Below are 24,777 nucleotides of genomic sequence, written 5' to 3'. Positions count from 1 at the left end.
GCCGTCCGGTTGCGGGTTGTCATTCGATGGCCCACTCCTTGAACTTGCGCTCCAGGGTCTTGCGCGCCACCCCCAGCACCCGGGAGGCGGCGGATTTGTTGCCATCATGGCTCGCCACCACTTGCAGGATATGGGCCTTCTCCACCTCGGCCAGCGGCCACGCCAGCGGATAGCCCTCCTCGCTCGCCTCCTGTTCTGCCGCCTTGCTGCTCTGCCAGTAGTCGGCGGGGGGCTTGCCCAGCAGCAGGCAGCGCTCGATCAGGTTGCGCAGCTCGCGCACGTTGCCGGGCCAGGGATAGGCCTGCATGGCCACCACGTCCTCGTGGGTCCAGCTAAGCGAGCCCATCCCCATCTCGGCGGTGAGCTGGCGGGTGAAGTGGTGCACCAGGGCCGGGATGTCGTCGACGCGATCGCGCAGGGGCGCCACCGGCAGCGCCACCACGTTGAGGCGGTAGAAGAGATCTTCCCGAAAGCGGCCCGCCTCCACCTCGGTTTTGAGGTTGCGGTTGGTGGCGGCGACGATGCGCACATCCACCGACAATTCACGTTCGGCGCCGACCGGCCGAATGGCTTTTTGCTCCAGCACCCGCAGCAGGGACGATTGCATGGCGAGCGGCATCTCGCCTATCTCGTCCAGAAAGAGGGTGCCCTGGTGGGCGACCCGGAACAGGCCGTCGCGCCCCTTGCGGGCGCCGGTGAAGGCCCCCTGCACGTGGCCGAACAGCTCGCTTTCGAGCAGCTCGGGGGCGATGGAGGCGCAGTTGAGCGGCACGAAGGCCCCCATGCGGCCGGAAAGCTGGTGCAGGGCGCGGGCCACCAGCTCCTTGCCGGTGCCGGACTCCCCCTCCACCAGCACGGCGGCGTTGGAGGGGGCCACTCTGGCGATGAGCGTCTTGAGCTCGCGGGTCTTGGCGCTGTCGCCTATCAGGGTGGGCGGGAACAGCTTGCTCACCTCCCGGCGCAGCAGCAGGTTCTCCCGCTCCATCTGGCGGCGCTCTATCACCCTGTCCACCGCTTGCACCATCTGATCCAGGTTGAAGGGTTTGAGGATGAAGTCGCTGGCGCCGAGCCGCAACGCCTTGAGGGCTGTCTCCATGTCGCCGAAGCCGGTCATGAAGATGATGTCGCTGCGCCGGGTGGCAGGGTCTATGGCCTCGTGCCACTCGATGCCGGAGCGCCCCGGCAGCCGGATGTCGGCGATGATGAGATCGAAATGCAGACGGCAGCGCAGGGCTTCCGCCTCCTCCACGCTGGCGGCCGTCTCTATCTGGGCGAAGCGCCTGGCCAGCGCCTTGGCCAGAAAGCTGCGCATGCCGGGCTCGTCATCGACGATGAGCAGAGAGAGGGCGGACCAACGGCTGGCGGGTGCAGTCATGAAAAAAGTACCTCAGATTCGACAAGGTTCCGGGATTGTCCCACCGACCTTATAAACTGTGGGACATTTTGTCGCTAACCGGCCCCGAGTGCCAACCCCCTTTATTAAAAGCAACGGGGCCATCACGCAATTAACACCCTTAACCGACTGTTTTAGCATTGAAAACCTCGCTGCTGGCAGCTTGGCACCCTGCTTGCTTAGTCCTGCCCTCTCCCCATCACCCGGATACGATGAACATCATGATCACAGGAACCGTGCGCCAACGTCTCGCCCTTGCCCTCTCCACCGCCCTGCTGCTGAGCCTGCCCTTGTTGAGCACAGCCAGCCACGCCGAGAGCGCCAAGGCGCCCATTCGCCTCGCCACCACCACCAGCACGGAGCAGTCCGGCCTGCTGGGCTGGCTGCTGCCCCAGTTCACCCAGGAGACGGGTTATCCGGTACAGGTGATGGCGGCCGGTACCGGCCAGAGCCTGAAGATGGGTGAGAACGGCGACGCGGATCTGGTGATGACCCATGCTCCGTCTGCCGAGAAGGCGTTCGTCGACGCGGGCTTTGGCATAGAGCCGGTGCACCTGATGTACAACGACTTCGTCATCGTAGGCCCGGCGAAAGACCCTGCGGGTCTGGGCAAGCTGCACGACGCCGCCAGGGCGCTGCAGGCCATCAAGGATAAGAAGCAGACCTTCATCTCCCGCGGCGACGAGTCCGGCACCCACATCAAGGAGAAGACCCTGTGGCAGGCGGCCGACGTCAAACCCGAGTTTGCCGGCTACAAATCCATCGGCCAGGGCATGGGCCCGACCCTGACCATGGCTTCCGAGCTTGGCGCCTATACCCTGACCGACCGCGGCACCTGGCTCGCCTATCAGAGCAAGCTGGATCTCGCCGTGCTGCTGGAAGGCGACAAGCGCTTGTTCAACCCCTATCAGGTGATCCTGGTCAACCCCAAGCGCTACCCGGATCTCAATACCGAAGGGGCCCGCACCCTGAAGAACTGGCTGGTCTCCGAACACGGCCAGACGCTTATCGGTGACTTCAAGGTGGCAGGCCAGGCGCTGTTTGTGGCCGATGCCAACGGGAAATAATGCAGCCCTTGTTCCATACGATCACATGGATGGCTCTCGCCCCGCACGATAGGGGAAGCGTCTGATGCCGACCCTGGTCGAAACGACGCTGGCCGCCCTCGCCCTACCCCATGAGGAGAGACGCCTGATGCCGACCCTGCTGGATATGACTGCATTGACGGCCCTCGCCCTGCCCCATGAGGCAAGCGTCTGATGCCGACTCTGCTGGATACAACGCTGGCGGCGCTTGCCTTGCTGTTCGGGGGCGACACAGATCTGTGGCAGGTGGTGGGGGTCTCCTTCTCCGTCTCCTGCCTGGCACTGGCGCTGGTGCTGGTGCCGGCCCTGCTGCTCGGCTTTGCGCTCGCCTATCTGCCGATCCCGGCGCGCTGGCTCTGGCTCTCCTGCATCAATACCCTGCAGTCGGTGCCGACCGTGGTGATAGGCCTGCTGCTCTACATGCTGCTGTCGCGGGCCGGCCCCTTCGGCGACTGGAAGATGCTGTTCACCCAGCAGGCCATGGTGGTGGGGCAGATGCTGATCGCCTTCCCCGTCATCGCCACCATGGCCCACGCCGCCTTTATCCAGAGCGACAGGCGCGCCTGGGAGACGGCGCTCACCCTGGGGCTTTCCTGGCCGAGGGCGCTGCTCGGGCTGATGCGCGAGTGCCGTTTCGGCCTCTTGGCTGCGGTGATCGGCGCCTTCAGCCGCATCGTCACCGAGGTGGGCTGCTCCATGATGGTGGGGGGCAATATCCTGCACTTCACCCGCAACATCCCCACCGCCATCGCGCTGGAAACCCAGAAGGGCGCCTTTGCCCAGGGGGTGGCGCTCGGCATAGTGCTGCTGAGCCTGGCCCTGCTGCTCAACCTGCTGCTGACCGCGTGCCGCGGTCACAGTTATTTGAAAAACTGACCATGGCGCCGCGCACTATTATCCCTGACCGGATGCTGCTGACCCCATCTCTGTCGTGGTCACAGCGAGTTGAAGAACCGACCATGCCCCCACTGTTTATCAACTGGAGTACCCCATGGCCCTGACCGCCCACCAGCTGATGATGCGCTTTGGCGAGCGCAACCTGTTCCAGATAGAGCGGCTCTCCATCGCGGCGGGCGACGCCATCTGGCTGCGCGGGGCGAACGGGGTGGGCAAGACCACGCTGCTCAAGATACTGGCCGGCCTGCTGACGCCGACCCTAGGCCACACCAACCTGGCCCGGGGCTGGCGCGCCAGGCTCGAGCAGTGGATCACACGGGATCCCGGCCCGGGCCGGGTCACCTACCTGCACCAGACCCCCTATCTGTTCGATCGCAGCGTGCACGACAACGTGGCCTGGGCCCTCGGCCATCAGGCCGCCGACGAGGTACGGGTGTTCGAGGCGCTGCGCCGGGTCGAGCTGGAGGGGCTGGCGCGGGAGCACATCAGCATTCTGTCCGGTGGCGAGCGCCAGCGTCTGGCCATGGCCCGCGCCTGGGCGCTGCAGCCCGCCTTCTTGCTGATGGATGAACCCACCGCCAATCTGGATGCACATTCGGTTGCCCTGATGGCCGCCTTGGCGCAAGATCTGCGGGAACAAGGCAGCGGCCTGGTCATCATCAGCCACCAGAGCAACGATCTGACCGACCTGTGCGAGCGGCAATGGACCCTAGCCCGGGGCCGGCTGCACGAACCCACCCCTTTGAAAATCATCGAGCGACATGACCTCAAACAGCGAACCCAGAACTGATGCCTTCCCCGTCTCTGCCGTGATCCTGGCCGGTGGCCGCGCCACCCGCATGGGGGGCGAAGACAAAGGCTGGGTCCAGCTTGCGGGCCGCCCGCTCATCGACCACGTGCTTGACCGGCTAAGGCCCCAGGTGGACGAGATACTGATCAACGCCAACCGCAGTCAGGCCCGCTATCAGGCGCTGGCCCCTGTCATCAGCGACGACAACCCGGACTATCTGGGCCCGCTGGCGGGCATGCAGGCCGGCCTTGCCGCCGCCCGCCACGACTGGGTGCTGTTCGTCCCCTGCGACGGCCCCGCCCTGCCGCACGATCTGATGAGCCGCTTTCGCGCCGCCCTCACCCCGGATACCGAGCTGGTGGTGGCCCACGACGGCGACTGGCTGCAACCCGTGGTCGCCCTGCTGCACAAGTCCCTGCTGCCGTCGCTCACCCGAGCCCTGGCCGAAGGGGAGCGCAAGATAGATATCTGGTTTGCCCGCCACCGGATGGCGGTGGTGAGCTTTGCCGACCAGCCGGATGCCTTCATCAATCTCAACAGTCCGGCCGAGCTGGCCGCCTACGAGGCGCGCCTGCTGAACTCGTCTACCGACCCCCAACAAGGAGCCACCCCATGACCCCGGCCCCCACCCTTCCCCTGCTCGGCTTTGCTGCCTGGAGCGGTACCGGCAAGACCACGCTGCTGGAGCAGCTCATCCCCCTGCTGGTGAGTCGTGGCCTGCGCCTCGGGGTGCTCAAGCACGCCCACCACGACTTCGACATCGACCAGCCGGGCAAGGACAGCCATCGCCTGCGCAAGGCCGGCGCCAGCCAGATGATGGTCGCCTCGCGCCGCCGCCATGCACGAATGATTGAAACCGAGCTGGCCGAGGCCGATTTTCGCGAGCTGCTGGCCAGCTTCGATCAAACCAGCCTCGACCTGCTGCTGGTGGAGGGGTTCAAGCACGAGCACTTCCCCAAGATAGAGCTGCACCGCGCGGCGCTCGGCAAGCCGCTGCTGTTCCCGATTGATCGCGACATAATCGCCCTGGCAAGCGATCAGCCCCAGGAGACAGCCCTGCCCCGGCTCGACATCAATGATCTGGACGCCATCGCCGACTTCGTCTGCGCCTACCTGACGCAGAGCCGGCAGCAGGAGCAGGCGCCGGGGGCAGGTTTTCTGTCGGTGGAAGGGGCCCGCAGCGCCATTCTGGACGCCCTCACACCCACAGCACGCAGCACGGACACGCCGCTGGCCCGCTGCCACGGCGCCGTGCTGGCCGCCGATCTGGTCAGCCCCATCAATGTGCCCCCCCACGCCAACTCGGCGATGGACGGGATTGGCCTGCGCGGCGACGACCTCGCCGCCGGTCGCTGGCAACTGGTGGGTCAGGTGTTGGCAGGCCAGCAGCGCCACGAGCCGGTACTGGCGGGTCAGGCGGTGCAGATCATGACGGGGGCGCCGCTTCCCCCCGGCGTCGATACGGTAGTGATGCGCGAAGAGACTCAAGTTGACGGCGACTGGGTCACCATCAGCGCTCCCATCAAGGCGGGGCAGAACGTGCGCCAGGCCGGTGAAGATCTGGCGCTGGGCGCGGTCGCCATCCCGGCCGGGACTCGCCTCGGCGCCCCCCAGCTGGGACTGGCGGCATCGCTCGGTCAGGCCACTCTCAACGTGCGTACCCCGCTCAAGGTGGCGCTGTTCAGCACGGGTGACGAGGTGCAGGCGCCGGGCGAGACGCTGGCCCCGGGCCATATCTTCGACAGCAATCGCTTCACCCTGATGGCGCTCATCGCCGCCGCCGGCTGCGAGGTGATGGACTTGGGCATCATCCCGGATGATCCCGCCATACTGCGCCGACAGCTGGCACAGGCCGCGGCCGACGCCGATCTGGTGCTGAGCTCGGGCGGCGTCTCGGTAGGCAATGCCGACTTCATCAAGCAGGTGCTGGCCGAGCTTGGCCAGATAGCCTTCTGGCGCATCCAGATGCGGCCGGGCCGCCCGCTGGCGTTTGGCAAACTGGGGCAGACCCCCTTCTTCGGCCTGCCGGGCAATCCGGTGGCGGCCATGGTCTGCTTCCTGCAATTTGTCGAGCCCGCCATCGCCCGCCTGCAGGGCCGGCTCTGGCAGCCGCTGCGCCTGTCGGCACAGGCCGAGCAGAAGATGCAGAGCCGCCCTGGCCGCACCGAGTTTCTGCGCGGCGTCTTCCATCAGGATGCCAGCGGCGTGCTGCGGGTGCGCACCACAGGGCCGCAGGGCTCCGGCATTCTCAGCTCCATGGCCGATGCCAACTGCCTGATTGAAATTGTCCCCGCCCAGCCGGCCATCGCGGTCGGCGAGCGGGTCTGGATCCACCCACTCCAGGGACGAGTGGCCTGATACATAGCGATCACCCCGCCGGGCGTGGCGGGGTGGCTGCACCCATGACCCGAGGCTTGTCCCTTGCGCCTGAATACCCCGCTCTCCCGGCTCGATCTGCTGATCTATGGCCGCTATCGCATCGTCCACGGCCTGCGCATCGCGCTCGCCTTCATGCTCACCTTTCTGCTGACCCGTGAACTCAAGCTGCCGGAAAGCACCTGGCCGCTGATCACGCTGGTGGTGGTGATGGGGCCCATCTCGTTCTGGGGCAATGTGCTGTCACGGGCCCTGCAACGGGTGGTCGGCACCATCTTCGGTGCCGGTTGCGGTGTGGTGGCCCTCTATCTGGAGCTCTACTCCCTGCCGCTGACCCTGGTATGGTGCGGCTGCATCATGTTCCTGTGCGGCTATCTGGCGCTCGGCAAGCGCCCCTACGTGGGGCTGCTCATCGGCATCACCCTGGGCGTCACCATGGGGGCCATGCCGGGGGACATAGAGACGGCGCTGTGGCGCAGCGCCGACGTGATCCTGGGCTCCCTGCTGGCGCTGCTGTTTTGCAGCATCTATCCCCAGCGCGCCTACAGCCACTGGCGGCTGCAGATGCACGACACCCTGCTGCAGGCGCACCGGCTCTACCATACCCACCTCTCCCCCAACATTCTGGAGCGACCCAGGCTGGCCCAGAGCCACTCGCGCCTGCTCTCCAAGATGGTGAGCCTACGCCCCCTGCTGACCCCGGCGGTCAAGGAGACCCGCCTTGGCAGCGCCCTGTTCGAGGCCATCCAGACCACGATGCGCAACACCCTCTGCACCCTGGAGATGCTGGCCAACACCTACTGGCGCGATCGCCAGAGCCACTTTCTGATGCAGAGCACCCCCGAGCTGCGCGCCTGCCAGCAGGCGACCGAGGCCGTGATGATCCAGCTGGCGCTCATGCTCAAGAGCGGCGAGTTGAAGGGGGCTGAGCAGGCCATCAGCGAGTTGCAGGAGGCCGCGACCCGGGTGCGGCTCGATGCCGGGGGCGAGGCCGCCATCAGCGGCTATCTCTGGCTGAGCCTGCAGCTCACCGAGCAGCTCACCCATTTGCGCCGCCTGCTGGGGCTGGTGATGTACCCGCCCCGCAGCCAGAGCCACCCATAGCAAAACGCCCCGCAATGCGGGGCGTTGTCATATCGCGCTGACCACTCAAGCCATGTACGCAACCCGCGTTAACTGGCATCCGCCAGCGGCTGCTCGGCTGTGAGGTAGATGGAGAAATCCTTGATCCCCGCCTCCAGCGCAGCAAAACAGTCGGGGTCTATGGCAGATCCCAGTTGCTCGGCCATCATCTCCAGCGCCTGGGGCACGGGAATGGCACCACGGTAGGGACGCTTGGCGGTGATGGCATCGAAGATGTCAGCCGTGGTGATGATGCGGGTCTCAAGGGCAATCTCCTCTGCCTTGAGTCCCTTGGGATAGCCCTTGCCGTCGAGCCGCTCATGATGAGCCCCCGCCACCTGGGCCAGCTCCTTGAAGGCACCGATCCGGCTCAGGATCTCCTCGGTATAGGCGGCATGCATCTGCACCGCCACCCACTCATCGGCATCAAGCTTGCCCGGTTTGTCGAGAATGGCGTTGCTCACCCCGAGTTTGCCCACGTCGTGCAGCAGAGCGCCGCGCTTGAGCCAGCGCCGCCGCGGCTCCGGGATCCCCATCTGGGTGGCGAGGATGTCGGTATAGAGCGCCACCCGGCCGCTGTGACCGGCGGTGTAGGGGCTCTTGGAGTCCACCACCTGACCGAAGGCGGCGGCAATCTCGTCCAGATAGTCCTCGTCGAGCGCCACTTCCCCCTGCCCGGCCGGATGGATAAATACCCACTCAGCCAGCTGGGGATCCGCCAGCCCTTGCCAGAAATGCTCATCGGCCATGGCTTCGAACTGCCTGACCAGCTCGGGGTCGAACCAGCTGCCACTGCGCCCGCGCAGCTCCTTGAGCACGGCCTGCGGGCCTACGGCGGCATGAAACACATCCACCACCTGACAGAGCAGGGCGATGCGGGAGAAGAGCGGGATCGCCTCGCCAGCCAGCTGCAGCGGCCGCCCCTTGCCATTCCAGTGCTCGTCGAGAGAGAGGATGCCGCCGGCGACCTCATCGCTGAAGCGCAGCTGGCGAGCGATATCGGCGCCGCGATGGCAGCGGGTCTGGATCAGCTCGTTGGCAATCTGATCGCCGTTGCGAAAGATGTGAAACAGGCTGCGAAAGCGCCCCAGCAGATCGGCCTGCAGGCCGGTGTGGCCCAGCACGAAGTTGACCACCTCGGAGAGGGAGCCATCCACCAGCTTGAAATCGCGTTTGAAGTGCAGATCGTCGGTGAGATAGAGCTCGCAGATGCGGGCCGCATTGCTGCTGCAACCGAGATCCTTGAGCAGCAGGGTGTAATAGAGGTCGTGGCGCTGCCCGGCATCCAGGCCAAGCTGCTCCCCCAGCCGGGAACCAATCCAGCAACAACGGATGCAGTGCCCTCTGGGCTGCCCCTCAGTCATGTCGAGGGCATGACTGAGGGAACCGATCAGTTCCGATAATCGCAGACCGCTGAAGGTCATAAGCTACTCCCTGGCCACAATAGCAATGTTGCATGCAGGGAATACTATACCCAATTCAGGCCAGAACGGATCTCGGACCTGCAGGATCAGGCCTGCACACGGCCAGCGACCGCAGCATCGTCCAGCTGGGCCTGAGTCAGGGTCGAGACCAGCCGGCCATCGAAGTAGATATCAAGCAGCTCGCCGCGCCTTTCACCGCGCATCAGACTGCTGCGACCATCCAGGTAGTGCACCTCCATCTGGGCGGTACGCTCGTCCGGATAGCTCATCTCGACCTCGCGCACCCCTTGCGGCAACATGGCCAAGGGCACCTTGTTGAGAGCCGGGTCCAGATGCTGGTTGACCTTGATCAGGGCATCGAGCTTCTGATCCACCAGCGCAGGTGACTTGCCGGTGATGGGGTTCTTGCCCGACCAGAATTCGATGGTATTGAACACGAACAAGTCCGCCGTCGCCGCCAGACCATAGACGGGGGAGAGCAGCAGGAAGACCCCGGCCCGACCGTAACGGTTGTCCACCACGCTGAGATTGCCCTTGGTCACCATGGAGGAGAGCCCCATCTGCCCCATGCAACCACTCAACCCCATGCTCGCAAGCATGCCCGCCAACAGGGCCAAGGCCCTGCTTTTTGCTCTTGTTGCCATTACGTTTTCTTGCTCCAGAATCGTGAGGCGGCAAGCCTAAACAGGCCGCCCCCGGCGGGCAATTGACAAGCAGGGGGTGATACAGCAGGGGTTCAGATTGGTGAGCTGACCGCTCGGATTGTGCACAGCCGCCAGGACGGCAGCCGTGCTTGGGGAGGAAAAATGACTCAGGCGCCGATGGCCAGACCCGAAACAGTCTGGGTCACGTTGGTCGCCCCCTGCTCTATCTGTACCATCACGCTGCTCACCTCGACGATCTGTTCCTTGCCACGCAGGGCACTCACGGCGACTTCGTTGATGTTGTTGGTGATCTGTGCCGTCAGTTCACGGTTTTTCTGTACCACGCTGTCAATCTCGCTGGTAGAGAGGGAGGTTCGGGCGGCCAGTTGCCGCACCTCATCCGCCACCACGGCAAAGCCACGGCCCTGATCCCCGGCCCGCGCCGCCTCTATGGCCGCATTGAGCGCCAACAGGTTGGTCTGCTCGGCGATGCTGCTGATGGTGGAGACGATGGCCTCGATACTCTTGGATTGCTCGTTGAGCAGCCCGATCAGATCGGACATCCTGCCCACCTGCTCCGAGATGGCCGTGGAGATGCTGACCGAGGAGTTGAGCAGAGTCGCCCCGGTTGCCGCCGCCCTGGTCGTCTCCTGCGATATGCTGTGGGCGATGCGGGCCGCCTCGCTCACCGCCTGCGCACGCTGGATCCGCTCGGTCACATCGCTGGCAAACTTGATCACCTTGATCACCTTGCCGGCCTCGTTCTTGATGGGGTTGTAGCTCGCCTCCAGCCAGATCTCGTTGCCATGGCTGGTGCGACGCAGGAACAACCCGGACTTGACCTGTCCCTTGGCCAGATCCTCCCAGAAGTGCGGCTGCTCCCGATAGAAGCTCTCATCGCAGAAGATCCTGTGATGCTGGCCCTTGAGCTGCGACAAGGAGTAACCCATGCAGGAGAGAAAGTTCTGGTTGGCGCTGACAATCTCCCCCTTGGGGGTGAACTCTATGATGGCCTGGGAACGATCGAGGGCGGTCGAGGTGGCCTCCTGGCTCAGCAGCTGCTCATGGCTGTGTGTGATGTCGGAGGCAATCTTGATCACCCGCACCACACGCCCCCCCTGCTTGACCGGGAAGTAGGTGGCATCCAGCCACAGGGTGTGGCCCTGCTTGTTCAGCCGCCGGAACACGCCACTGTGGCTGCGCCCCTGACGCAACTGCTCCCAGAACTGCTGGTAAGCGCTCGACTGGGCATACAGGCCGTCACAAAATATCCGGTGCGGCTGGCCCACGACCTCCTGCTCGCTGTAACCCACCACGCCCAGAAACAGCGGATTGGCATCCAGGATCAGCCCCTCTGGGCTGAAGGTGATCACCGCCACCCCGCCCTTGACCGCATCGATAAAGGTCTGTGCCTGCGTCAATTGCTCCTGACAAGCCAGCAGTTCGGCTTTGAGTTTAAGATTGAACATCTTGTCTATACCTCGTCATCAGGGAAAGCTCCCCCGCCTGAATTGATCTTAGTCAAGGTTTCTAGCTTCTCGGCGCTCAGATAGCAACGGGGAAGGGGTGGCCGGCCACTCCAAATAGGCCGGGTTGGCCACAAAACCGACTCGTTCATACAGAGGGCGCCCCTCATCGCTGGCATGCAGCCACACCTTGCCCAGTCGTTCCGCGCAGGCATGGGCCACCATGGCATCGAGCAGGGCGCTGGCCATGCCCTGCTTGCGGTAGGCCGGCAGTGTATACATGTTGAGCAGATAGGCCTCCCGTCCCGACAGGTTGCCGGGATAGGGCGGCCGCACAAACAGGGCCAGCGTGCCGCTCGCCACCACCTCACCCCCGACCTCGGCCACCCAGGAGCGCGCGCTGCCATCGGCCTGCGCCGTGCTGAAATAGGCACGGGTCGCCTGCCAGAGATCCAGATCGGCCAGCGGATCGCTCAGCTCGCCCACCTCGCAAAACAGCCCCATGCGCAGACTCACCAATGCGGGAATATCAGCCTGCGTTGCCTGACGAATGATCATCTGCACCTCCTGGTGTCATCACGGCTCCAAACATGACAAGGCGCCCCCGAAGGCACGCCTTGTGGAGGGAGCAGTGTGTGCAGATATGTCCCCCTTGGCAAGGCGACCGGGCTCCCGTACCCGGGGACGCCGACTCTCACGGGCCAGCCACATCCAGCCCGCGGCGGGCGATCAAAAAAGCCCCGCCAGAGGACGGGGCCAAGCAGCCTGACAGCCAGGGTGAACCGGGCGAGACATGACCTGGTCACCCACCAGGCCGGTTGCTGCAATCTCTTGATAACAATAAAAAAGACAGCCGAAGCTGTCTTTTTTGTCTGAAGCCGAGCTTAGTAGAAGATCCGCTCGCCACGTTCGCTCATTTTGAGCCACACCGGCTTGGTGCTGGTCTTGCTCCAGATGCGGTGCAGATAGCTGTAGAAACGGGCGCGATCACTGCGAAACAGCATCACGGGGAAGGCCAGAATACCCACCAGCAGCACATAGATGCGACGAAGAATTATCTGAGTCAGGGAATAGGGATGAAACATGATAGCACTCCTTACTGGTAAGACCACTGAGCAAAGATTACTCCACAATTTGTAGGATTACTACACCAACAACTTCGTTTTTTCGCAAAAAAGTTCGTCAAAAGCCACAAAATGAAATTAGGTTACATCCATTAACTTACAAGCAACAAAATCTGGCAAAGCGGCGCCGTTTGACCAGATTTAATGAGTTGGCAGTCAACATGGAGTCTGTGCGATGAAACCCGCAGAAGTGGCGATCATAGGAGTGTTGGGCCTGTTGCTCTGGTCGGAGTGGCAGGATTGGCGGCTCAATCAAAACGACAGCATAGAGCTGGCCTACAAGGGGGCTCCGACCATCAGCCTGTGGCAATGCGGCCAGTTGAAACAGAAGATGATGGATCTGACCGAGCATTCGGCCGAGGTGCAGTTTCAATTCCGGGGACAGGATCTGGTGGAGGTCAATCGCTATCTGGAACGGGAGTGGCAACAACAGGGCTGCGAACCCTTGCTGACGCAGCAGGGATATTGAGAAAACCGGAATAGCGGGAAACAAAAACACACACATGAATGTGTGGGAGCTTGGTGCAAGTACGAGGCTGAACAGAAAGATGATGGAGGCACGTTCCGGAGTCGAACCGGACTAAACGGATTTGCAATCCGCTGCATAACCGCTTTGCTAACGCGCCATGCTGACAAGGCTGATTGCCTTGAAAGTGATACCCATAGTTGGTGCTATGAGAAATTGGAGCGGGAAACGAGACTCGAACTCGCGACCCCGACCTTGGCAAGGTCGTGCTCTACCAACTGAGCTATTCCCGCCTGACTGCCGTGTGCCAGTTACCTGACAACGAGGCGCATTATACGTACCCCAAGCGCGGGCACAACCCTTTTTTCGCACTTTTAGCCCTTGCCCGTGCTGTTTGCTCAGGGTTTAGACGGCTTGGCCAAAAAAACCACATCAGGCTGTGACCCCACGGGCGAATTTAAGATAAAGTCATTGAAATGATTAGTCTTTAGTCAGAGACTTGTGGCGCTTAGTAACTGGATTCTCAATTGAAAATCACACGATGAAATGGATCTTCAAGCCTCGTGGGCTCAGGCCGCAGCTAATGCTGGCTTTTTTCATGCTGGCCATGGTGCCCTTCCTGGTCGTCACCCTGTTCTTCCTCTACAGCCACGGCAAAGATCTTACCACCCAGACCTCCAATCATCTGGTGTCGGTGCGCAACATCAAGAAGAGCCAGCTGGAGGATTACTTCGGCAACCTCAAAGAACAGATCATCAACTTCTCCCAGCAGGATTTTGCCGGCAACAGTATCGGCCGCTTCTATGGCTTCACCGGTGCCTTCGAAAAACTCGGCGTCACGCCACAGGAGGCCCGCGCTCGCGCCCAGGCCCGCTATGTGCCCGGCTCCTGGGATCAGTTGCAAAAACCCGACGACAAGGCCGACATAGAGCCCTCCATCAGCGCGCTGATCCTGGCGGACGAGATGTATGGCCGGGTGCACCAGCGCTTTCATCGCGGCTATGCCGACATGGTGCGCAAATCCAACTACAGCGACATCTTCCTCATCGATCTCAACGGCGACGTGGTCTACTCGGTCACCAAGCGCCCCAACTTCGCCACCAACCTGCTCTCGGGCCCCTATCAGGCGAGCGGCCTTGGCAGCACCTTCGCCAAGATCAAACGGCGCCTCGACGGCGGCCAGAAGCCGCAGCAGATCTTCGAATTCACCGACTTTGGCCGCAACGAGCTGACCGGCCAGGTGGTCGCCTACATGGCCGCCCCCGTGATGCAGTACGACTATGTGCGCGGCGTGGTGATCTTCGAGCTGCTGCCGGACAAGCTCAACCAGATCATGGCGGAGCGGGAAGGCCTCGGCGAGACCGGCGAGACCATCCTCATAGGCCCGGACAAGCGGATGCGCGCCAACGCCTGGCTGGCGCCGGAATTCAGCGTGGAGAACAGCTTCAGCCCCAATTTCAGGCCCCTGCAGACCCCGCTGGTGGTCAAAACCCTCTCAGGTGAGCAGGGAGTCGGGCTGTTTCGCTCCTATCACGATGACGAGGTGCTGGCCGCCTACACCCAGGTGAAGGTGTTCGACACCGAGTGGGCCTTCATCGCCGAGATCTCCACCAGCGAGGCCTACCGCCCCATCCGTCAGCTGGAGACGCTAGTGATCCTGCTCGGGGCAGGCTCCCTGCTGCTGCTGATCCTGTTCTCGCGCTGGCTCTCCCACTCCATCACGGCCCCGCTGCGCTCCCTCACCGCCGCCGCCGAGCAGGTGGCGGACGGCGCTTTGGATCACCCCATCACAATCCCCCGCACCGACGACGACATAGACAGGCTGGCCCAGGCGTTTCGCCACATGCAGCGCTCGGTGAAGGACAAGATAGAGCTCATCGAACGCCAGACCCAGGAGCTGCAACAGCAGGTCAAGCTGACCCACAAGCAGAACCTCAGCCTGCAGCAGGCGGACAAGCTCAAGGATGAGCTGCTGGCCAACACCTCCCACGAGCTGCGCACCCCCATCCACGGCATCAAGGGGATGGCCGAATCCATGCTCGCCAGCCAGCAGGATCTCACCGAGGGGCAGCAGAAGCAGCTCGGTCTCATCATCAAGAGTGCCGACGGCCTGGCCCGGCTGGTGGACGATCTGCTCGACTACCACCAGATGCGCTACGGCCAGCTGGAGATACACCCCCAGCCCGTCGCCTCCAAGGGAGTCATACGGCTGGTGCTGGATCTCTGCCAGCACCTGGTGCAGGCCAAGCCCCTCACCCTGGTGGACATAAGCCCGGCGGAGCTGCCGCCGGTGCTGGCCGACGAACAGCGGCTCGAACAGGTGCTCTACAACCTGGTGGGCAACGCCATCAAGTACACGCCGCAGGGCAAGGTGGTGCTGAGCGCCCTGGTGGAGGGCAACTTCCTGCGCATCAGGGTGACCGACACCGGCATCGGCATAGCCCCGGACCATCTGGAGCACATCTTCGAGCCGCTAGTGCAGATGAGCCCGGAAGTGAGCAAGCAGGGGGCGGGCCTCGGCCTCTCCATCACCCGCCAGCTGGTGCACCTGATGGGGGGTGAGCTGTTCGTGGAGAGCGAGCCGAGCGTCGGCTCCACCTTCGCCTTCACCCTGCCGCTCGCCAGCGGCAAGGCGGGCAGCCTGACGCTGGACAGCCGCCAGATCGAGCACCAGCTGGTGCGCCAGCAGCCGCTCATCCTGCCGGACTGGGAGAGCGATGACCTCCCCCCTCCCCCCGAGGATGCGCCCCTCATTCTGGTGGTGGATGACGAACCCATCAACCTGCACATACTGCGCCACCTGCTGCAGCCCTGCGGCTACCGCATACTGCCCAGCAGCGACGGCCACGATGCGCTGGCCAAGCTGGCCCAGGAGCCGGTGGACCTCATATTGCTGGACGTCATGATGCCGACCCTGTCGGGATTTGACGTCTGCCGCCGCCTGCGCCAGCAGCATCCCAAGGATCAGCTGCCGGTGCTGCTGCTCACCGCCCTCAACCAGCCCAAGGATATAGAAGAGGGCTTCAACGCCGGCGCCAACGACTATCTGGTGAAACCCTTCTGCAAGGAGGAGCTGTTTGCCCGGGTCAGGGCACTGCTGGAAGCCCGGGCCGGCCGCGCCTCTCTGGTGGAGAACCGGTTGCTGAAACAGGAGATAGAGCACCGCCTCACCCTGCAGGAGCGGCTGCATCAGGATCAGGAGCGGCTGCTGGCCCTGCTCGGCGAAGGGGCCGATCCCATGGTCTTCATCGACGAGCAGGGCACAGTGCTGTTTGCCTCGCGGGTGCTGGCCCGCTTGCTGGGCCAGGAGCCGGAAGCCATGGAGGGTCAGCTGCTGGACGACTGGCTGGCCAGCCCGCTGGCCACCCAGTGGCCCGATCTGAAGGCCCGCCAGGAGCAGCGTCTGGAATTCCTGGTGGCCGGGCTGAAGGACGAGCTCAATGCCCGTGCCCTGCCCATCAGCCTGGGGGGACAGGCCGCCTTCGCCCTCACCCTCAGCACTGAACCGCGCCAGGACGAGAACCGGGTGATGGCGCTGGAGAATGCCCTCAAGAGCCTGTCGCGCCAGGCCATCATAGAGGACGGTCAGCTGCTGGGTGAGCTGAGCCGGTTGGGGGGAGAGTTCCGATCGCTCGCCGACGATCTCATCCGTCAGCAGGATGACGAGCCGCTGCGCCGGGCCCTGGTGGATACCATGCGCCTCACCCTGGATGCCTGGCAGCAGAGCACGGGCAAGGGCAAGATAGTGCTGGCGGAGAAGAGCAAGCTGTGGCGGGTCTACATGGACAGATCCAGCCCCCAGACCCGCACCCTCGACAAATACCTGAGCCTGGACACCCTGCCCAAGGCGCCGCGCTGGAAGACGGTGGTGGCCACCGCCGAGTACGTGCTCACCCACGGCCCCCTGAGCGATCCCCAGCGCCAGCAGTTGCACCACAGCGCCCAGACCCTGCGTCAACTCGCCAACCGCAAACCCTGACATACCCGCCTCGATCTGCGCCCTGGCTCACACTTGCCGGGGCGGTTTTTTTTTGTGCAGAATTAAGCTGGCAAAAGGCGTCAAAACGAGAGCCGATCCAATTCACACAATTGTCATGACGAGCGTATGGATGGGGACTTATTACGCCAAAGCAAATAACATAACTTAATGATTTAAAATGAGTTAAAAGTCATTTTGACGGAATTGACGTAAGGGCCGTGATTTTTACGATATCGACGAACGGAACAGTTGTTGTTTTCCTGTTAACTCTGCTTTGCTAGGGACGTTGGATGACACAACTACAAGGGTGAAAAACCTGACCAACATTGAGGGCCGACCTCCACAGCATGCGATGTCGGTGCTCAAATCCGAACAAGGAATATAAATAAGAAAGGACATAATATGCTTGCCAAAGTATCCAAAATCTCTACTGCTGTACTGCTGGGAACCATGATGCTGGCCGGAGCTGCCGGCACTGCCATGGCTGCCGACAACAAGACGGTGCTGACTCTGGTCGCCCAACAGGAGACCGCCTGGGTCAAGAACTTCAACCCCTTCCTGCAAGCGGGCCTGCTGCACACCACACGTCACTTCATCTATGAACCCCTGGTGATCTTCAACGATATGCAAGGGGGCAAACCCGTCTATCGTCTGGCCACCAACTACGCCTTCAGCGATGACCTGAAATCCGTCACCTTCGATCTGCGTGACGGGGTCAAGTGGTCTGACGGTCAGCCCTTCACCGCCGACGATATCCTCTTCTCCTTCAACCTGGTCAAGGCCAACAAGGCGCTGGACGAGCGCTCTATCTGGACCCAGATCAAGAGCGTCGAGAAGCTGGCCCCCAACAAGGTCAAGTTCGAGCTGACCGACGTCAACACCAACGTGGTGAATGACCTGGTACTGGTGCCCATAGTCCCCGAGCACCAGTGGAAATCCGTGAAGGATCCGGTTGCCTTCACCAACGACAAGCCGGTCGGTACCGGTCCCTTCACCGAGGTGGACAACTTCTCCGCCCAGCTCTACACCCAGTGCCGCAACCCGCACTACTGGGACAACGCCAACCTCTCCATCGACTGCCTGCGCATGCCGCAGATGGCCACCAACGATCAGGTGCTGGCCGCCGTGATGAAGGGTGACGTGGACTGGTTCGGCTCCTTCGTGCCGGACATAGAGCGCCTCTACGTCGGCAACGATCCGAAGAACAACAAGTACTGGTTCCCGGCCTCAGGTACAGTGGCATTCAACGTCAACTTCCAGACCAAGAATCCCGGCAACCACGAAGCCTTCAACGACATCAACTTCCGCCGCGCCTTCTCCATGGCGATGGACCGTCAGTCCATGGTGGACATCGCCGGCTACGGCTACCCGACCGTCAACGAATACCCGTCAGGTCTGGGCAAGGCGTTCGCCTCCTGGGACAACCCGGAAGTCGAGAAGAAATACGGCAAGTTCAACAAGTTCGACCTGGAAGGGGCCAAGGCCCTGCTGAAACAGGCCGGCTACAAGGACTGTGACGGCGACAAGTTCCTCGACACCCCGACCTGCCAGAAGATCACCTTCAAGGTGCTGGTACCGAACGGCTGGACCGACTGGGTCAACACAGCCCAGATCGGGGTCGAAGGCTTGCAGGCCCTGGGTCTGAACGCCAAGACCGCCACCCCGGAAGCCACCGTCTGGACCGAGAACCTGATCACAGGTGACTTCGACGTTGCCCTGCAGGGATACTTCGCCGGTGCCAACCCGCACAAGTACTTCGAGACCGCCTTCCACTCCCGCAACATGGGTGAGCGTGGCAACCGCTTTGCGGCGCCCCGCTACAAGGATCCGGCACTGGACAAGCTGATCGATGACTTCACCCAGACCGCCGATGCCGCCAAGCAGAAGGCCATCATGTTCGAGATCCAGGACAGGGTCGGTGCCAACCAGACCATAATCCCTGTGTTCAACAACCCGACCTGGTACGAATACAGCACCAAGCGTTTCCACGGCTGGTTCAGTGCCGACAACCCGGTCGCCAAGCCGCAGGTTCACCCGGATACCCCGGAGCGTCTGCTGCACGTGTTGTCACTCAAGCCAAACAGCTAACCACCCCGGCCCCCTGCGGGGGGCCATTTTCCCCGCCATGTCTTCCATCCCTCTGATTGTTCGGGGTTGGGGGAGCTTTGCCCGGCGCGGGGCAGGCTTGCAGTAAAAGGGTTTACCATGGGATTTATACTGAGACGTTTCTCCTTCTATCTGGTCGCCTTCCTGGTGGCCGCCACCATCAACTTCCTGCTACCCAGAGCCATGCCGGGGGATCCTGTCTCCGTCATGTTTGCCCGGGCTGGCGCCATGATGGAACCCGCCGCACTGGAGGCCCTCAAGGCGACCTTCGGCTTTGTGGACGGCCCCATCAGCACCCAATTTCTCACCTATGTGAAGAGCGTCTTCACCTGGGATCTCGGCACCTCGGTGCGCTACTACCCCCAACCGGTCGCTGACGTGCTCGGTCGCGCCATCGGCTGGACCCTGTTCCTGGTGGGCACCTCCACCATCCTCAGCTTCTCCATCGGCTCCATCGTCGGCATCTTCGCCGCCTGGCACCGGGGGGGACGCATGGACAGCATCCTCTCCCCGCTCACCCTGGTGATGCAGGCCATTCCGCCCGTGGTCATCTCCCTGCTCGCCCTCTTCCTGTTCGGGGTCAGTCTGGAGTGGCTGCCCATCGGCTATGCCTACAGCCCGGAGATCACCGCCGATTTCGGCTGGGAACACATCAAGAGCATCATGCTGCACGCCGTCATGCCGGTACTGACGCTGGCCATGGTGCAGGTGGGGGGCTTCCTCATCACAATGCGCAACAACATGATCAACCTGCTGGGGGAGGACTACATCACCATGGCCAAGGCCAAGGGGCTCTCCAGCAATCGGGTCATCTTCAACTACGGTGCCCGCAACGCCATACTGCCGAGCGTCACCGCGCTCTCCATGGCGCTCGGTTTCGTCATCGGCGGCTCCCTCATCACAGAGGTGATCTTCAACTATCCCGGCCTGGGTCTGACCCTCTATCAGGGCATCCTGGCCCGCGACTACCCGCTCATTCAGGGGCAGTTGCTCATCATGACCATCACCATGCTCAGCTTCAACTTCCTGGCCGACGTGCTCTACGTCTTCCTGGATCCCCGTCTGCGTACAGGAGGCAAATAAGATGCGCATGCCGACTATCTTGAAAATCCTGCTGGGCAACAAGAAGGCCGCCTTCGGCCTCTTCATTGTGGTCAGCTTCGTGCTGATGGCGCTGCTCGCCCCGCTGCTGGCCAGCAACGAACCGACCAAGCGGGTCTCCCGTCCGCACCAGCCCCCCAGCGCCGAGTACGTGATGGGCACCACCCGCATGGGCCACGACATCTGGTCCCAGTTTGCCAACGGCGCCCGCATCTCCCTGATGGTGGGCTTCGGGGCCGGCATACTGGTGTGCGCCCTCGCCATCACCATCGGCATCACAGCCGGCTACTTTGGCGGCGTGATCGACGAATGCCTCACCTTCCTGATGAACGTGGTGCTGGTGATCCCCAACCTCCCCCTGCTACTGGTGCTGGCGAGCTTTATCGGGGAGGCGTCACCGACGGTGATTGCGCTCATCATAGGCTTTACCTCCTGGGCCTATGGCGCGCGCGTCATCCGGGCCCAGACCCTGGCCCTGCGCGAGAAAGAGTTCGTCATCGCCGCCGAGGTGCTGGGGGAGCCGGCCTGGCGCATCATTCTGGTGGAGATACTGCCCAACCTCATCTCCATCATAGGGGTCAGCTTCATCGGCTCCATCATCTACGCCATCGTCACCGAGGCAACCCTGGAGTTCCTGGGGCTCGGCGATCCGACCGTGGTCAGCTGGGGCATCATGCTCTACAACGCCCAGACCTCCAGCGCCATCCTGGTGGGTGCCTGGTGGGAGATCCTGGCCCCCTGCTTCGCCATCGCCACCCTGGGCGCGGGCCTGGCCCTGCTCAACTTCGCCATCGACGAGATAGCCAACCCTCAGTTGCGATCCCATAAAGGGCTCAACCGCTGGAAAAAACTCGCCGCGCCCGTCTCAGCACCCCAGGAGAGGACAGCATGAAGACCCCACCCCTGCTGTCGGTACGCAACCTCTGCGTCGACTACATCACCGAGAGCGGCGACGTGCGCGCCGTCAACTCGGTCAGCTTTGACATAGCCCCCGGCGAGGTATTCGGCCTCGCCGGCGAGTCCGGCTGCGGCAAGTCCACCATCGCCTTCTCGGTGGCCCGGCTGCACAAGCCGCCCGCCTACATCAGCGGCGGCGAAATCCTGTTCAAGGGCGAGAACATACTCCACTACGGCGAAGAGCGGTTGCGCTCCTATCGCTGGCAACAAGTCTCTGTGGTGTTCCAGTCCGCTATGAACGCGCTCAACCCAGTGCTGCGCATGGAGGAGCAGTTCTGTGACGTGCTGCTGGCCCACAACCCCGGCATGACCCGTTATGAGGCGATCAAGCGCGCCCAGGTGCTGCTGGAGATAGTCGACATACACCCGAGCCGGCTGCGGGATTATCCGCACCAGTTTTCCGGCGGCATGCGCCAGCGGCTGGTGATCGCCATCGCCATGGCGCTCAACCCCGAACTCTTGATCATGGATGAGCCGACCACGGCGCTGGACGTGGTGGTGCAGCGGGAGATATTGCAGAAGGTCTACGCCCTGAAAGAGCAGTTCAACTTCTCCATCCTGTTCATCACCCACGACCTCTCGCTCATGGTCGAGTTCTGCGATCGCATCGGCATCATGTACGCCGGTGAGCTGATCGAGGTGGCGCCTTCCAAGGCGATCCTGACCTCGCCCCTGCACCCCTATACCCGCGGGCTCGGCAACTCCTTTCCGCCCCTGCACGGCCCGAAAACCGTGCTGGAGGGGATCCCGGGCACCCCTCTCAACCTGCTGGAGGTGCCGGTCGGCTGCCGCTTTCAGGCCCGCTGCGGCAAGGTGCACGCGCGCTGCCGCCAGGAGTACACCCGCCTGGTCGAGATCCGGCCGGGACAACAGACCGCCTGCCACCTCCATGAGGCGCAGGATGAGCAACAAGATCCTCTGATCTATCTGGACAAGGCCGCTGGCTGTTAAGGATGTCTGTCATGCAAATCGCCCAAACCGACGCGCCCATCATCGAAGTCCAGCACCTTTACAAGGACTTCCCCGTCAACTCCAATGCCATCAAGAGCGGCAAGATGCGGGCCCTCTCCGACATCACCTTCAACCTGCACCGGGGCCGCGCCCTGGCGGTGGTGGGGGAGTCGGGCTCCGGCAAGAGCACCATCGCCAAGATCATCGCCAAGATGTACAAGCTCTCCAGCGGCCGCATCCTCTATCGCGGCCGGGACCTGGAGGAGTTCAACAAGGGCACGGCCCTGCTCGACTATCGCCAGAGCGTGCAGATGGTGTGGCAAGATCCGTTCGGTTCGCTCAACCCGACCCACACCATCTACCACCACATAGCCCGCCCCCTGCTGCTGCACAGCAAGGTGATCGACAAGAAAGATCTGCCGGACATGGTCCATGCCCTGCTCGAAAAAGTGGGGCTCACCCCGGCCAAGGCAACGGCGGCCAAGTACCCGCACCAGCTCTCCGGCGGCCAGCGCCAGCGGGTCAACATAGCCCGCAACCTGGCGGTGGAGGCGGAAGTGGTGCTGGCGGATGAGCCCACCTCCATGCTCGACGTCTCCATTCGCATCGGCATCCTCAACCTGATGGAGCAGATGAAGAACGAGCTGGGCGTCTCCATGCTCTACATCACCCACGACATCGCCACCGCCCGCTACGTGGCGGAAGACTTGGCGGTGATGTACGTGGGCCACATGGTGGAGTGGGGCGAGGTGGACGAGATACTGCACCACCCCCAGCACCCCTACACCCAACTGCTCATCTCGGCGGTGCCCGACCCCGAGAAGAGCATCCACGCCGAGCTGGAGGGGGGCCGCAAGGGAGAGATACCACTCTGGACGCCGGAATCCTGCGGCTGCCCCTTTGCCGGGCGCTGCAATCAGGCCATGGCCCGCTGCAAGGATGAGCTGCCCCCCATCACCAAGCTCGCCGACAACCACTTCGTGCGCTGCTACCTCTACGAATGAGGGTGAGCCTTATAGCGGCCGGACAGCACTGTCCGGCCATGCCTCGCTACGGGGCAGCCACAGCCCCGTGATGTGCCTCACCGCCCGTCGGTGAACCACAGGAGTAATACCTTGATGGAACTCTTGATCAATCAGGTGGGCTACGAGTGCGACGGGCAGAAGATAGCCCTGCTGCAGACCACCACCCAGCTGGCTATCAGCGGCCATGTCAGGCTGCTGCGCCAATGTGATGACCAGATCCTGTTTGAAGCGCCGCTGCAACAAGCCGGCAGGGTCGATGGCTGGCAAGGCCGAGCCTACTGGCGCGCCGATTTCTCCTCTTTCAAGGAGCCCGGTCACTATCGGCTGGAGGCGATTACGGCCCCCACAGCCGCGATGGATGAGCGCATGGTCCGCTCCGCCCCCTTCACCATCGGCCAGGGGTTGCTGGCGAGCCACTGCCTCTCCGACGTCATTCACTACTTCAAAGGCCAGCGCGCCAGCGGCGTCTTCGATCGGGCCGACCGCACCGCCCGGCTGTTTGGCGCCGATCAGCGCAAAGACGTACACGGCGGCTGGTTCGATGCCAGCGGCGACATGAGCAAATACCTGAGCCACCTCTCCTACGCCAACTACCTCAACCCCCAGCAGACCCCCATGGTGGTATGGGCCCTGCTCAGGTGTAGGGAACTGCTGGCATCGCGCCGCGACATAGACGGGGTCAACCTCTGCAAGCGGCTCAATGACGAGGCGCTGCACGGGGCGGATTTTCTCTGCCGGATGCAGGATGAGAGCGGCTTCTTCTACATGACGCTGTTCGACAAGTGGAGCAAGGATCCCGAGCAGCGCGAGCTGTGCGCCTACGCCACCCAGCAGGGGCTCAAGTCTGCCGACTGGCAGGCGGGTTTTCGGCAAGGGGGCGGCATGGCCATCGCCGCCCTGGCCCGCGCCGCCCGCGAGAGCGTCAGCGGCGACCTTGATGCGAGTCACTATGCCGAGGCGGCCAGGTGCGGCTACCTGCACCTGCGCGAGCACAACCTCGCCTATCTGGACGACGGGGTCGAGAACATCATAGATGACTACTGTGCCCTGCTGGCTGCGGTCGAGCTGACCAAGACCCTGGGCCATGAGTGGCTAAGCGAGGCGAGGGAGTGGGCCGGCAAGCTTTGCGCCCGCCAGCGCCCGCACCCCGATCTCGGCCACCATTGGTCCGCCAACCAGGATGGCTCGCGTCCCTACTACCACGCCGCCGAGGCGGGACTGCCGGTGCTGGCGCTGCTGGAATACCTAGGCGTAGAGCCGGACAAGGAGCGCAAAGCCCAGGTGCAAACCGTGGTGCAGCAGGCGCTGGCCGCCGAGCTGGCACTGTGCGCCCGGGCAGGCAACCCCTTCGCCCTCGCCCGCCAGTATGTAAAAGGAGTGGATGAAGCGCCTCGCGTGAGCTTCTTCATCCCCCACCACAACGAATCCGGCTACTGGTGGCAGGGGGAGAACGCCAGGCTGGCCTCTCTGGCCGCCATGGCCTTTGCCGCCGCCGAGCAGCTCCCGCCACAATCCGGGCCGCTGCTCGACTTCGGCCAGCGCCAGCTCGACTGGATCCTGGGGCAAAACCCGTTCAACGCCTGCATGCTGGCGGGCCACGGCATCAACAACCCGAGCTACACAGCCGGTTATCCCAATGCCCTCGGCGGCATCTGCAACGGCATCACGGCCGGCTTCGATGACGAGGCTGATGTGGCCTTTATTCCTGAGCAGTACAAGGATCGGCTGGACCAGAACTGGCGCTGGGGCGAGCAGTGGATCCCCCACGCCGCCTGGTTTGCCCTGGCCATCAGCTGGCAGAGCGCGCTGGGAGGCCGGCATGATTGAGACGTACAAGGATCGGCTGGATCAGAACTGGCGCTGGGGTCTGC

Annotated in this window: 21 protein-coding genes and 2 tRNA genes; 15 read left to right on the top strand and 8 right to left on the bottom strand. The window is 63.0% G+C overall.

Going from position 1 to position 24,777, the window contains the following annotated elements; genetic code table 11:
- Nucleotides 1-19: 19 nt before the first annotated feature.
- Nucleotides 20-1,375 carry a sigma-54-dependent transcriptional regulator gene (locus tag IU367_RS06115; protein ID WP_274453705.1) on the bottom strand — a complete coding sequence of 452 codons (1,356 nt, stop codon included), beginning with the start codon at nt 1,373-1,375 and terminating at the stop codon, nt 20-22.
- 239 nt (nt 1,376-1,614) lie between these two features.
- Here IU367_RS06115 and IU367_RS06110 point away from each other — a divergent pair, with 239 nt between their 5' ends.
- From IU367_RS06110 to IU367_RS06080, 7 genes are all read left to right on the top strand, one after another.
- Nucleotides 1,615-2,460 (top strand): ABC transporter substrate-binding protein, encoded by an 846-nt coding sequence (locus IU367_RS06110; protein WP_241325123.1) that lies wholly within the window; start codon nt 1,615-1,617, stop codon nt 2,458-2,460.
- Between the two features lie 64 nt (nt 2,461-2,524).
- Nucleotides 2,525-2,653 (top strand): hypothetical protein, encoded by a 129-nt coding sequence (locus IU367_RS06105; RefSeq protein ID WP_274453704.1) that lies wholly within the window; start codon nt 2,525-2,527, stop codon nt 2,651-2,653.
- The gene (locus IU367_RS06100) at nt 2,653-3,354 is read left to right on the top strand and encodes an ABC transporter permease (RefSeq protein ID WP_043137869.1); all 702 of its coding nucleotides are present in this window, start codon (nt 2,653-2,655) and stop codon (nt 3,352-3,354) included. Before IU367_RS06105 ends, IU367_RS06100 begins: the two co-directional genes overlap by 1 nt.
- 115 nt (nt 3,355-3,469) lie before the next feature.
- The gene (locus IU367_RS06095) at nt 3,470-4,165 is read left to right on the top strand and encodes an energy-coupling factor ABC transporter ATP-binding protein (protein WP_098983132.1); all 696 of its coding nucleotides are present in this window, start codon (nt 3,470-3,472) and stop codon (nt 4,163-4,165) included.
- Nucleotides 4,137-4,781 (top strand): molybdenum cofactor guanylyltransferase MobA, encoded by a 645-nt coding sequence (gene mobA / locus IU367_RS06090; protein ID WP_274453702.1) that lies wholly within the window; start codon nt 4,137-4,139, stop codon nt 4,779-4,781. Before IU367_RS06095 ends, mobA begins: the two co-directional genes overlap by 29 nt.
- Entirely contained in the window at nt 4,778-6,523 is a 1,746-nt protein-coding gene (locus IU367_RS06085) for a bifunctional molybdopterin-guanine dinucleotide biosynthesis adaptor protein MobB/molybdopterin molybdotransferase MoeA (protein ID WP_274453700.1), read from the top strand. The genes mobA and IU367_RS06085 overlap by 4 nt, the downstream gene beginning before the upstream one ends.
- A 63-nt stretch (nt 6,524-6,586) precedes the next feature.
- A complete protein-coding gene (locus IU367_RS06080; protein WP_274453699.1) occupies nt 6,587-7,645 on the top strand; it encodes an FUSC family protein in 1,059 nt (352 codons plus the stop codon).
- 68 nt (nt 7,646-7,713) lie between these two features.
- On the opposite strand, the gene IU367_RS06075 is transcribed toward IU367_RS06080, so the two are convergent.
- The 5 genes from IU367_RS06075 to IU367_RS06055 form a co-directional block, all read right to left on the bottom strand.
- Nucleotides 7,714-9,087 carry an HD-GYP domain-containing protein gene (locus tag IU367_RS06075; protein WP_274453698.1) on the bottom strand — a complete coding sequence of 458 codons (1,374 nt, stop codon included), beginning with the start codon at nt 9,085-9,087 and terminating at the stop codon, nt 7,714-7,716.
- A gap of 86 nt (nt 9,088-9,173) precedes the next feature.
- Complete coding sequence (locus IU367_RS06070) at nt 9,174-9,731, bottom strand: DUF3332 domain-containing protein (protein ID WP_274453697.1); 558 nt, start codon at nt 9,729-9,731, stop codon at nt 9,174-9,176.
- Between the two features lie 167 nt (nt 9,732-9,898).
- The gene (locus IU367_RS06065; protein WP_274453696.1) at nt 9,899-11,200 is read right to left on the bottom strand and encodes a methyl-accepting chemotaxis protein; all 1,302 of its coding nucleotides are present in this window, start codon (nt 11,198-11,200) and stop codon (nt 9,899-9,901) included.
- A gap of 48 nt (nt 11,201-11,248) precedes the next feature.
- Entirely contained in the window at nt 11,249-11,755 is a 507-nt protein-coding gene (locus IU367_RS06060) for a GNAT family N-acetyltransferase (protein ID WP_274453695.1), read from the bottom strand.
- Between the two features lie 326 nt (nt 11,756-12,081).
- Nucleotides 12,082-12,282: a YbfA family protein gene (locus tag IU367_RS06055; RefSeq protein WP_043136007.1), complete on the bottom strand. Its 201-nt coding sequence runs from the start codon at nt 12,280-12,282 to the stop codon at nt 12,082-12,084.
- A gap of 214 nt (nt 12,283-12,496) precedes the next feature.
- Here IU367_RS06055 and IU367_RS06050 point away from each other — a divergent pair, with 214 nt between their 5' ends.
- The gene (locus tag IU367_RS06050) at nt 12,497-12,790 is read left to right on the top strand and encodes a hypothetical protein (protein WP_043136003.1); all 294 of its coding nucleotides are present in this window, start codon (nt 12,497-12,499) and stop codon (nt 12,788-12,790) included.
- Nucleotides 12,791-12,873: 83 nt separating this feature from the next.
- Here the strand turns inward: IU367_RS06050 and IU367_RS06045 are convergent.
- Both IU367_RS06045 and IU367_RS06040 read right to left on the bottom strand, forming a co-directional pair.
- Nucleotides 12,874-12,947, bottom strand: a tRNA-Cys gene (locus IU367_RS06045).
- Nucleotides 12,948-13,004: 57 nt separating this feature from the next.
- A tRNA-Gly gene (locus IU367_RS06040) sits at nt 13,005-13,080 on the bottom strand.
- A 248-nt stretch (nt 13,081-13,328) separates the two neighbouring features.
- On the opposite strand from IU367_RS06040, the gene IU367_RS06035 reads away from it, so the two are divergent.
- From IU367_RS06035 to IU367_RS06005, 7 genes are all read left to right on the top strand, one after another.
- Entirely contained in the window at nt 13,329-16,766 is a 3,438-nt protein-coding gene (locus IU367_RS06035; RefSeq protein WP_274453694.1) for an ATP-binding protein, read from the top strand.
- Between the two features lie 402 nt (nt 16,767-17,168).
- Nucleotides 17,169-18,854, top strand: coding sequence for an ABC transporter substrate-binding protein (locus tag IU367_RS06030; protein WP_043135998.1), 1,686 nt, complete (start codon nt 17,169-17,171; stop codon nt 18,852-18,854).
- A gap of 117 nt (nt 18,855-18,971) precedes the next feature.
- Nucleotides 18,972-19,955: an ABC transporter permease gene (locus IU367_RS06025; RefSeq protein ID WP_042867464.1), complete on the top strand. Its 984-nt coding sequence runs from the start codon at nt 18,972-18,974 to the stop codon at nt 19,953-19,955.
- A gap of 1 nt (nt 19,956) precedes the next feature.
- The gene (locus IU367_RS06020) at nt 19,957-20,865 is read left to right on the top strand and encodes an ABC transporter permease (protein WP_098983113.1); all 909 of its coding nucleotides are present in this window, start codon (nt 19,957-19,959) and stop codon (nt 20,863-20,865) included.
- On the top strand, nt 20,862-21,881 hold the full coding sequence (locus IU367_RS06015) for an ABC transporter ATP-binding protein (protein ID WP_043556351.1): 1,020 nt from the start codon (nt 20,862-20,864) through the stop codon (nt 21,879-21,881). The genes IU367_RS06020 and IU367_RS06015 overlap by 4 nt, the downstream gene beginning before the upstream one ends.
- A gap of 11 nt (nt 21,882-21,892) precedes the next feature.
- Nucleotides 21,893-22,885, top strand: a complete 993-nt coding sequence (locus IU367_RS06010; RefSeq protein ID WP_042867462.1) for an ABC transporter ATP-binding protein — start codon at nt 21,893-21,895, stop codon at nt 22,883-22,885.
- 114 nt (nt 22,886-22,999) lie between these two features.
- Nucleotides 23,000-24,733, top strand: a complete 1,734-nt coding sequence (locus IU367_RS06005; RefSeq protein WP_274453692.1) for a glycoside hydrolase family 9 protein — start codon at nt 23,000-23,002, stop codon at nt 24,731-24,733.
- Nucleotides 24,734-24,777: the final 44 nt, after the last annotated feature.

Source organism: Aeromonas bestiarum, from assembly GCF_028751155.1.
Lineage (GTDB): Bacteria > Pseudomonadota > Gammaproteobacteria > Enterobacterales > Aeromonadaceae > Aeromonas > Aeromonas bestiarum.
This window is presented reverse-complemented; position numbering and strand designations above follow the sequence as displayed.

Excerpts from the sequence above, each read along its gene's own strand:
- IU367_RS06020 (WP_098983113.1), top strand. The coding sequence starts at position 19,957 with ATGCGCATGCCGACTATCTTGAAAATCCTGCTGGGCAACAAGAAGGCC.
- IU367_RS06005 (WP_274453692.1), top strand. The coding sequence starts at position 23,000 with ATGGAACTCTTGATCAATCAGGTGGGCTACGAGTGCGACGGGCAGAAG.
- IU367_RS06010 (WP_042867462.1), top strand. The coding sequence starts at position 21,893 with ATGCAAATCGCCCAAACCGACGCGCCCATCATCGAAGTCCAGCACCTT.
- IU367_RS06030 (WP_043135998.1), top strand. The coding sequence starts at position 17,169 with ATGCTTGCCAAAGTATCCAAAATCTCTACTGCTGTACTGCTGGGAACC.
- mobA (WP_274453702.1), top strand. The coding sequence starts at position 4,137 with ATGACCTCAAACAGCGAACCCAGAACTGATGCCTTCCCCGTCTCTGCC.
- IU367_RS06095 (WP_098983132.1), top strand. The coding sequence starts at position 3,470 with ATGGCCCTGACCGCCCACCAGCTGATGATGCGCTTTGGCGAGCGCAAC.
- IU367_RS06050 (WP_043136003.1), top strand. The coding sequence starts at position 12,497 with ATGAAACCCGCAGAAGTGGCGATCATAGGAGTGTTGGGCCTGTTGCTC.
- IU367_RS06070 (WP_274453697.1), bottom strand. The coding sequence starts at position 9,731 with ATGGCAACAAGAGCAAAAAGCAGGGCCTTGGCCCTGTTGGCGGGCATG.
- IU367_RS06065 (WP_274453696.1), bottom strand. The coding sequence starts at position 11,200 with ATGTTCAATCTTAAACTCAAAGCCGAACTGCTGGCTTGTCAGGAGCAA.
- IU367_RS06055 (WP_043136007.1), bottom strand. The coding sequence starts at position 12,282 with ATGTTTCATCCCTATTCCCTGACTCAGATAATTCTTCGTCGCATCTAT.
- IU367_RS06025 (WP_042867464.1), top strand. The coding sequence starts at position 18,972 with ATGGGATTTATACTGAGACGTTTCTCCTTCTATCTGGTCGCCTTCCTG.
- IU367_RS06100 (WP_043137869.1), top strand. The coding sequence starts at position 2,653 with ATGCCGACTCTGCTGGATACAACGCTGGCGGCGCTTGCCTTGCTGTTC.
- IU367_RS06060 (WP_274453695.1), bottom strand. The coding sequence starts at position 11,755 with ATGATCATTCGTCAGGCAACGCAGGCTGATATTCCCGCATTGGTGAGT.
- IU367_RS06085 (WP_274453700.1), top strand. The coding sequence starts at position 4,778 with ATGACCCCGGCCCCCACCCTTCCCCTGCTCGGCTTTGCTGCCTGGAGC.
- IU367_RS06115 (WP_274453705.1), bottom strand. The coding sequence starts at position 1,375 with ATGACTGCACCCGCCAGCCGTTGGTCCGCCCTCTCTCTGCTCATCGTC.
- IU367_RS06110 (WP_241325123.1), top strand. The coding sequence starts at position 1,615 with ATGATCACAGGAACCGTGCGCCAACGTCTCGCCCTTGCCCTCTCCACC.
- IU367_RS06035 (WP_274453694.1), top strand. The coding sequence starts at position 13,329 with ATGAAATGGATCTTCAAGCCTCGTGGGCTCAGGCCGCAGCTAATGCTG.
- IU367_RS06075 (WP_274453698.1), bottom strand. The coding sequence starts at position 9,087 with ATGACCTTCAGCGGTCTGCGATTATCGGAACTGATCGGTTCCCTCAGT.
- IU367_RS06105 (WP_274453704.1), top strand. The coding sequence starts at position 2,525 with ATGCCGACCCTGGTCGAAACGACGCTGGCCGCCCTCGCCCTACCCCAT.
- IU367_RS06015 (WP_043556351.1), top strand. The coding sequence starts at position 20,862 with ATGAAGACCCCACCCCTGCTGTCGGTACGCAACCTCTGCGTCGACTAC.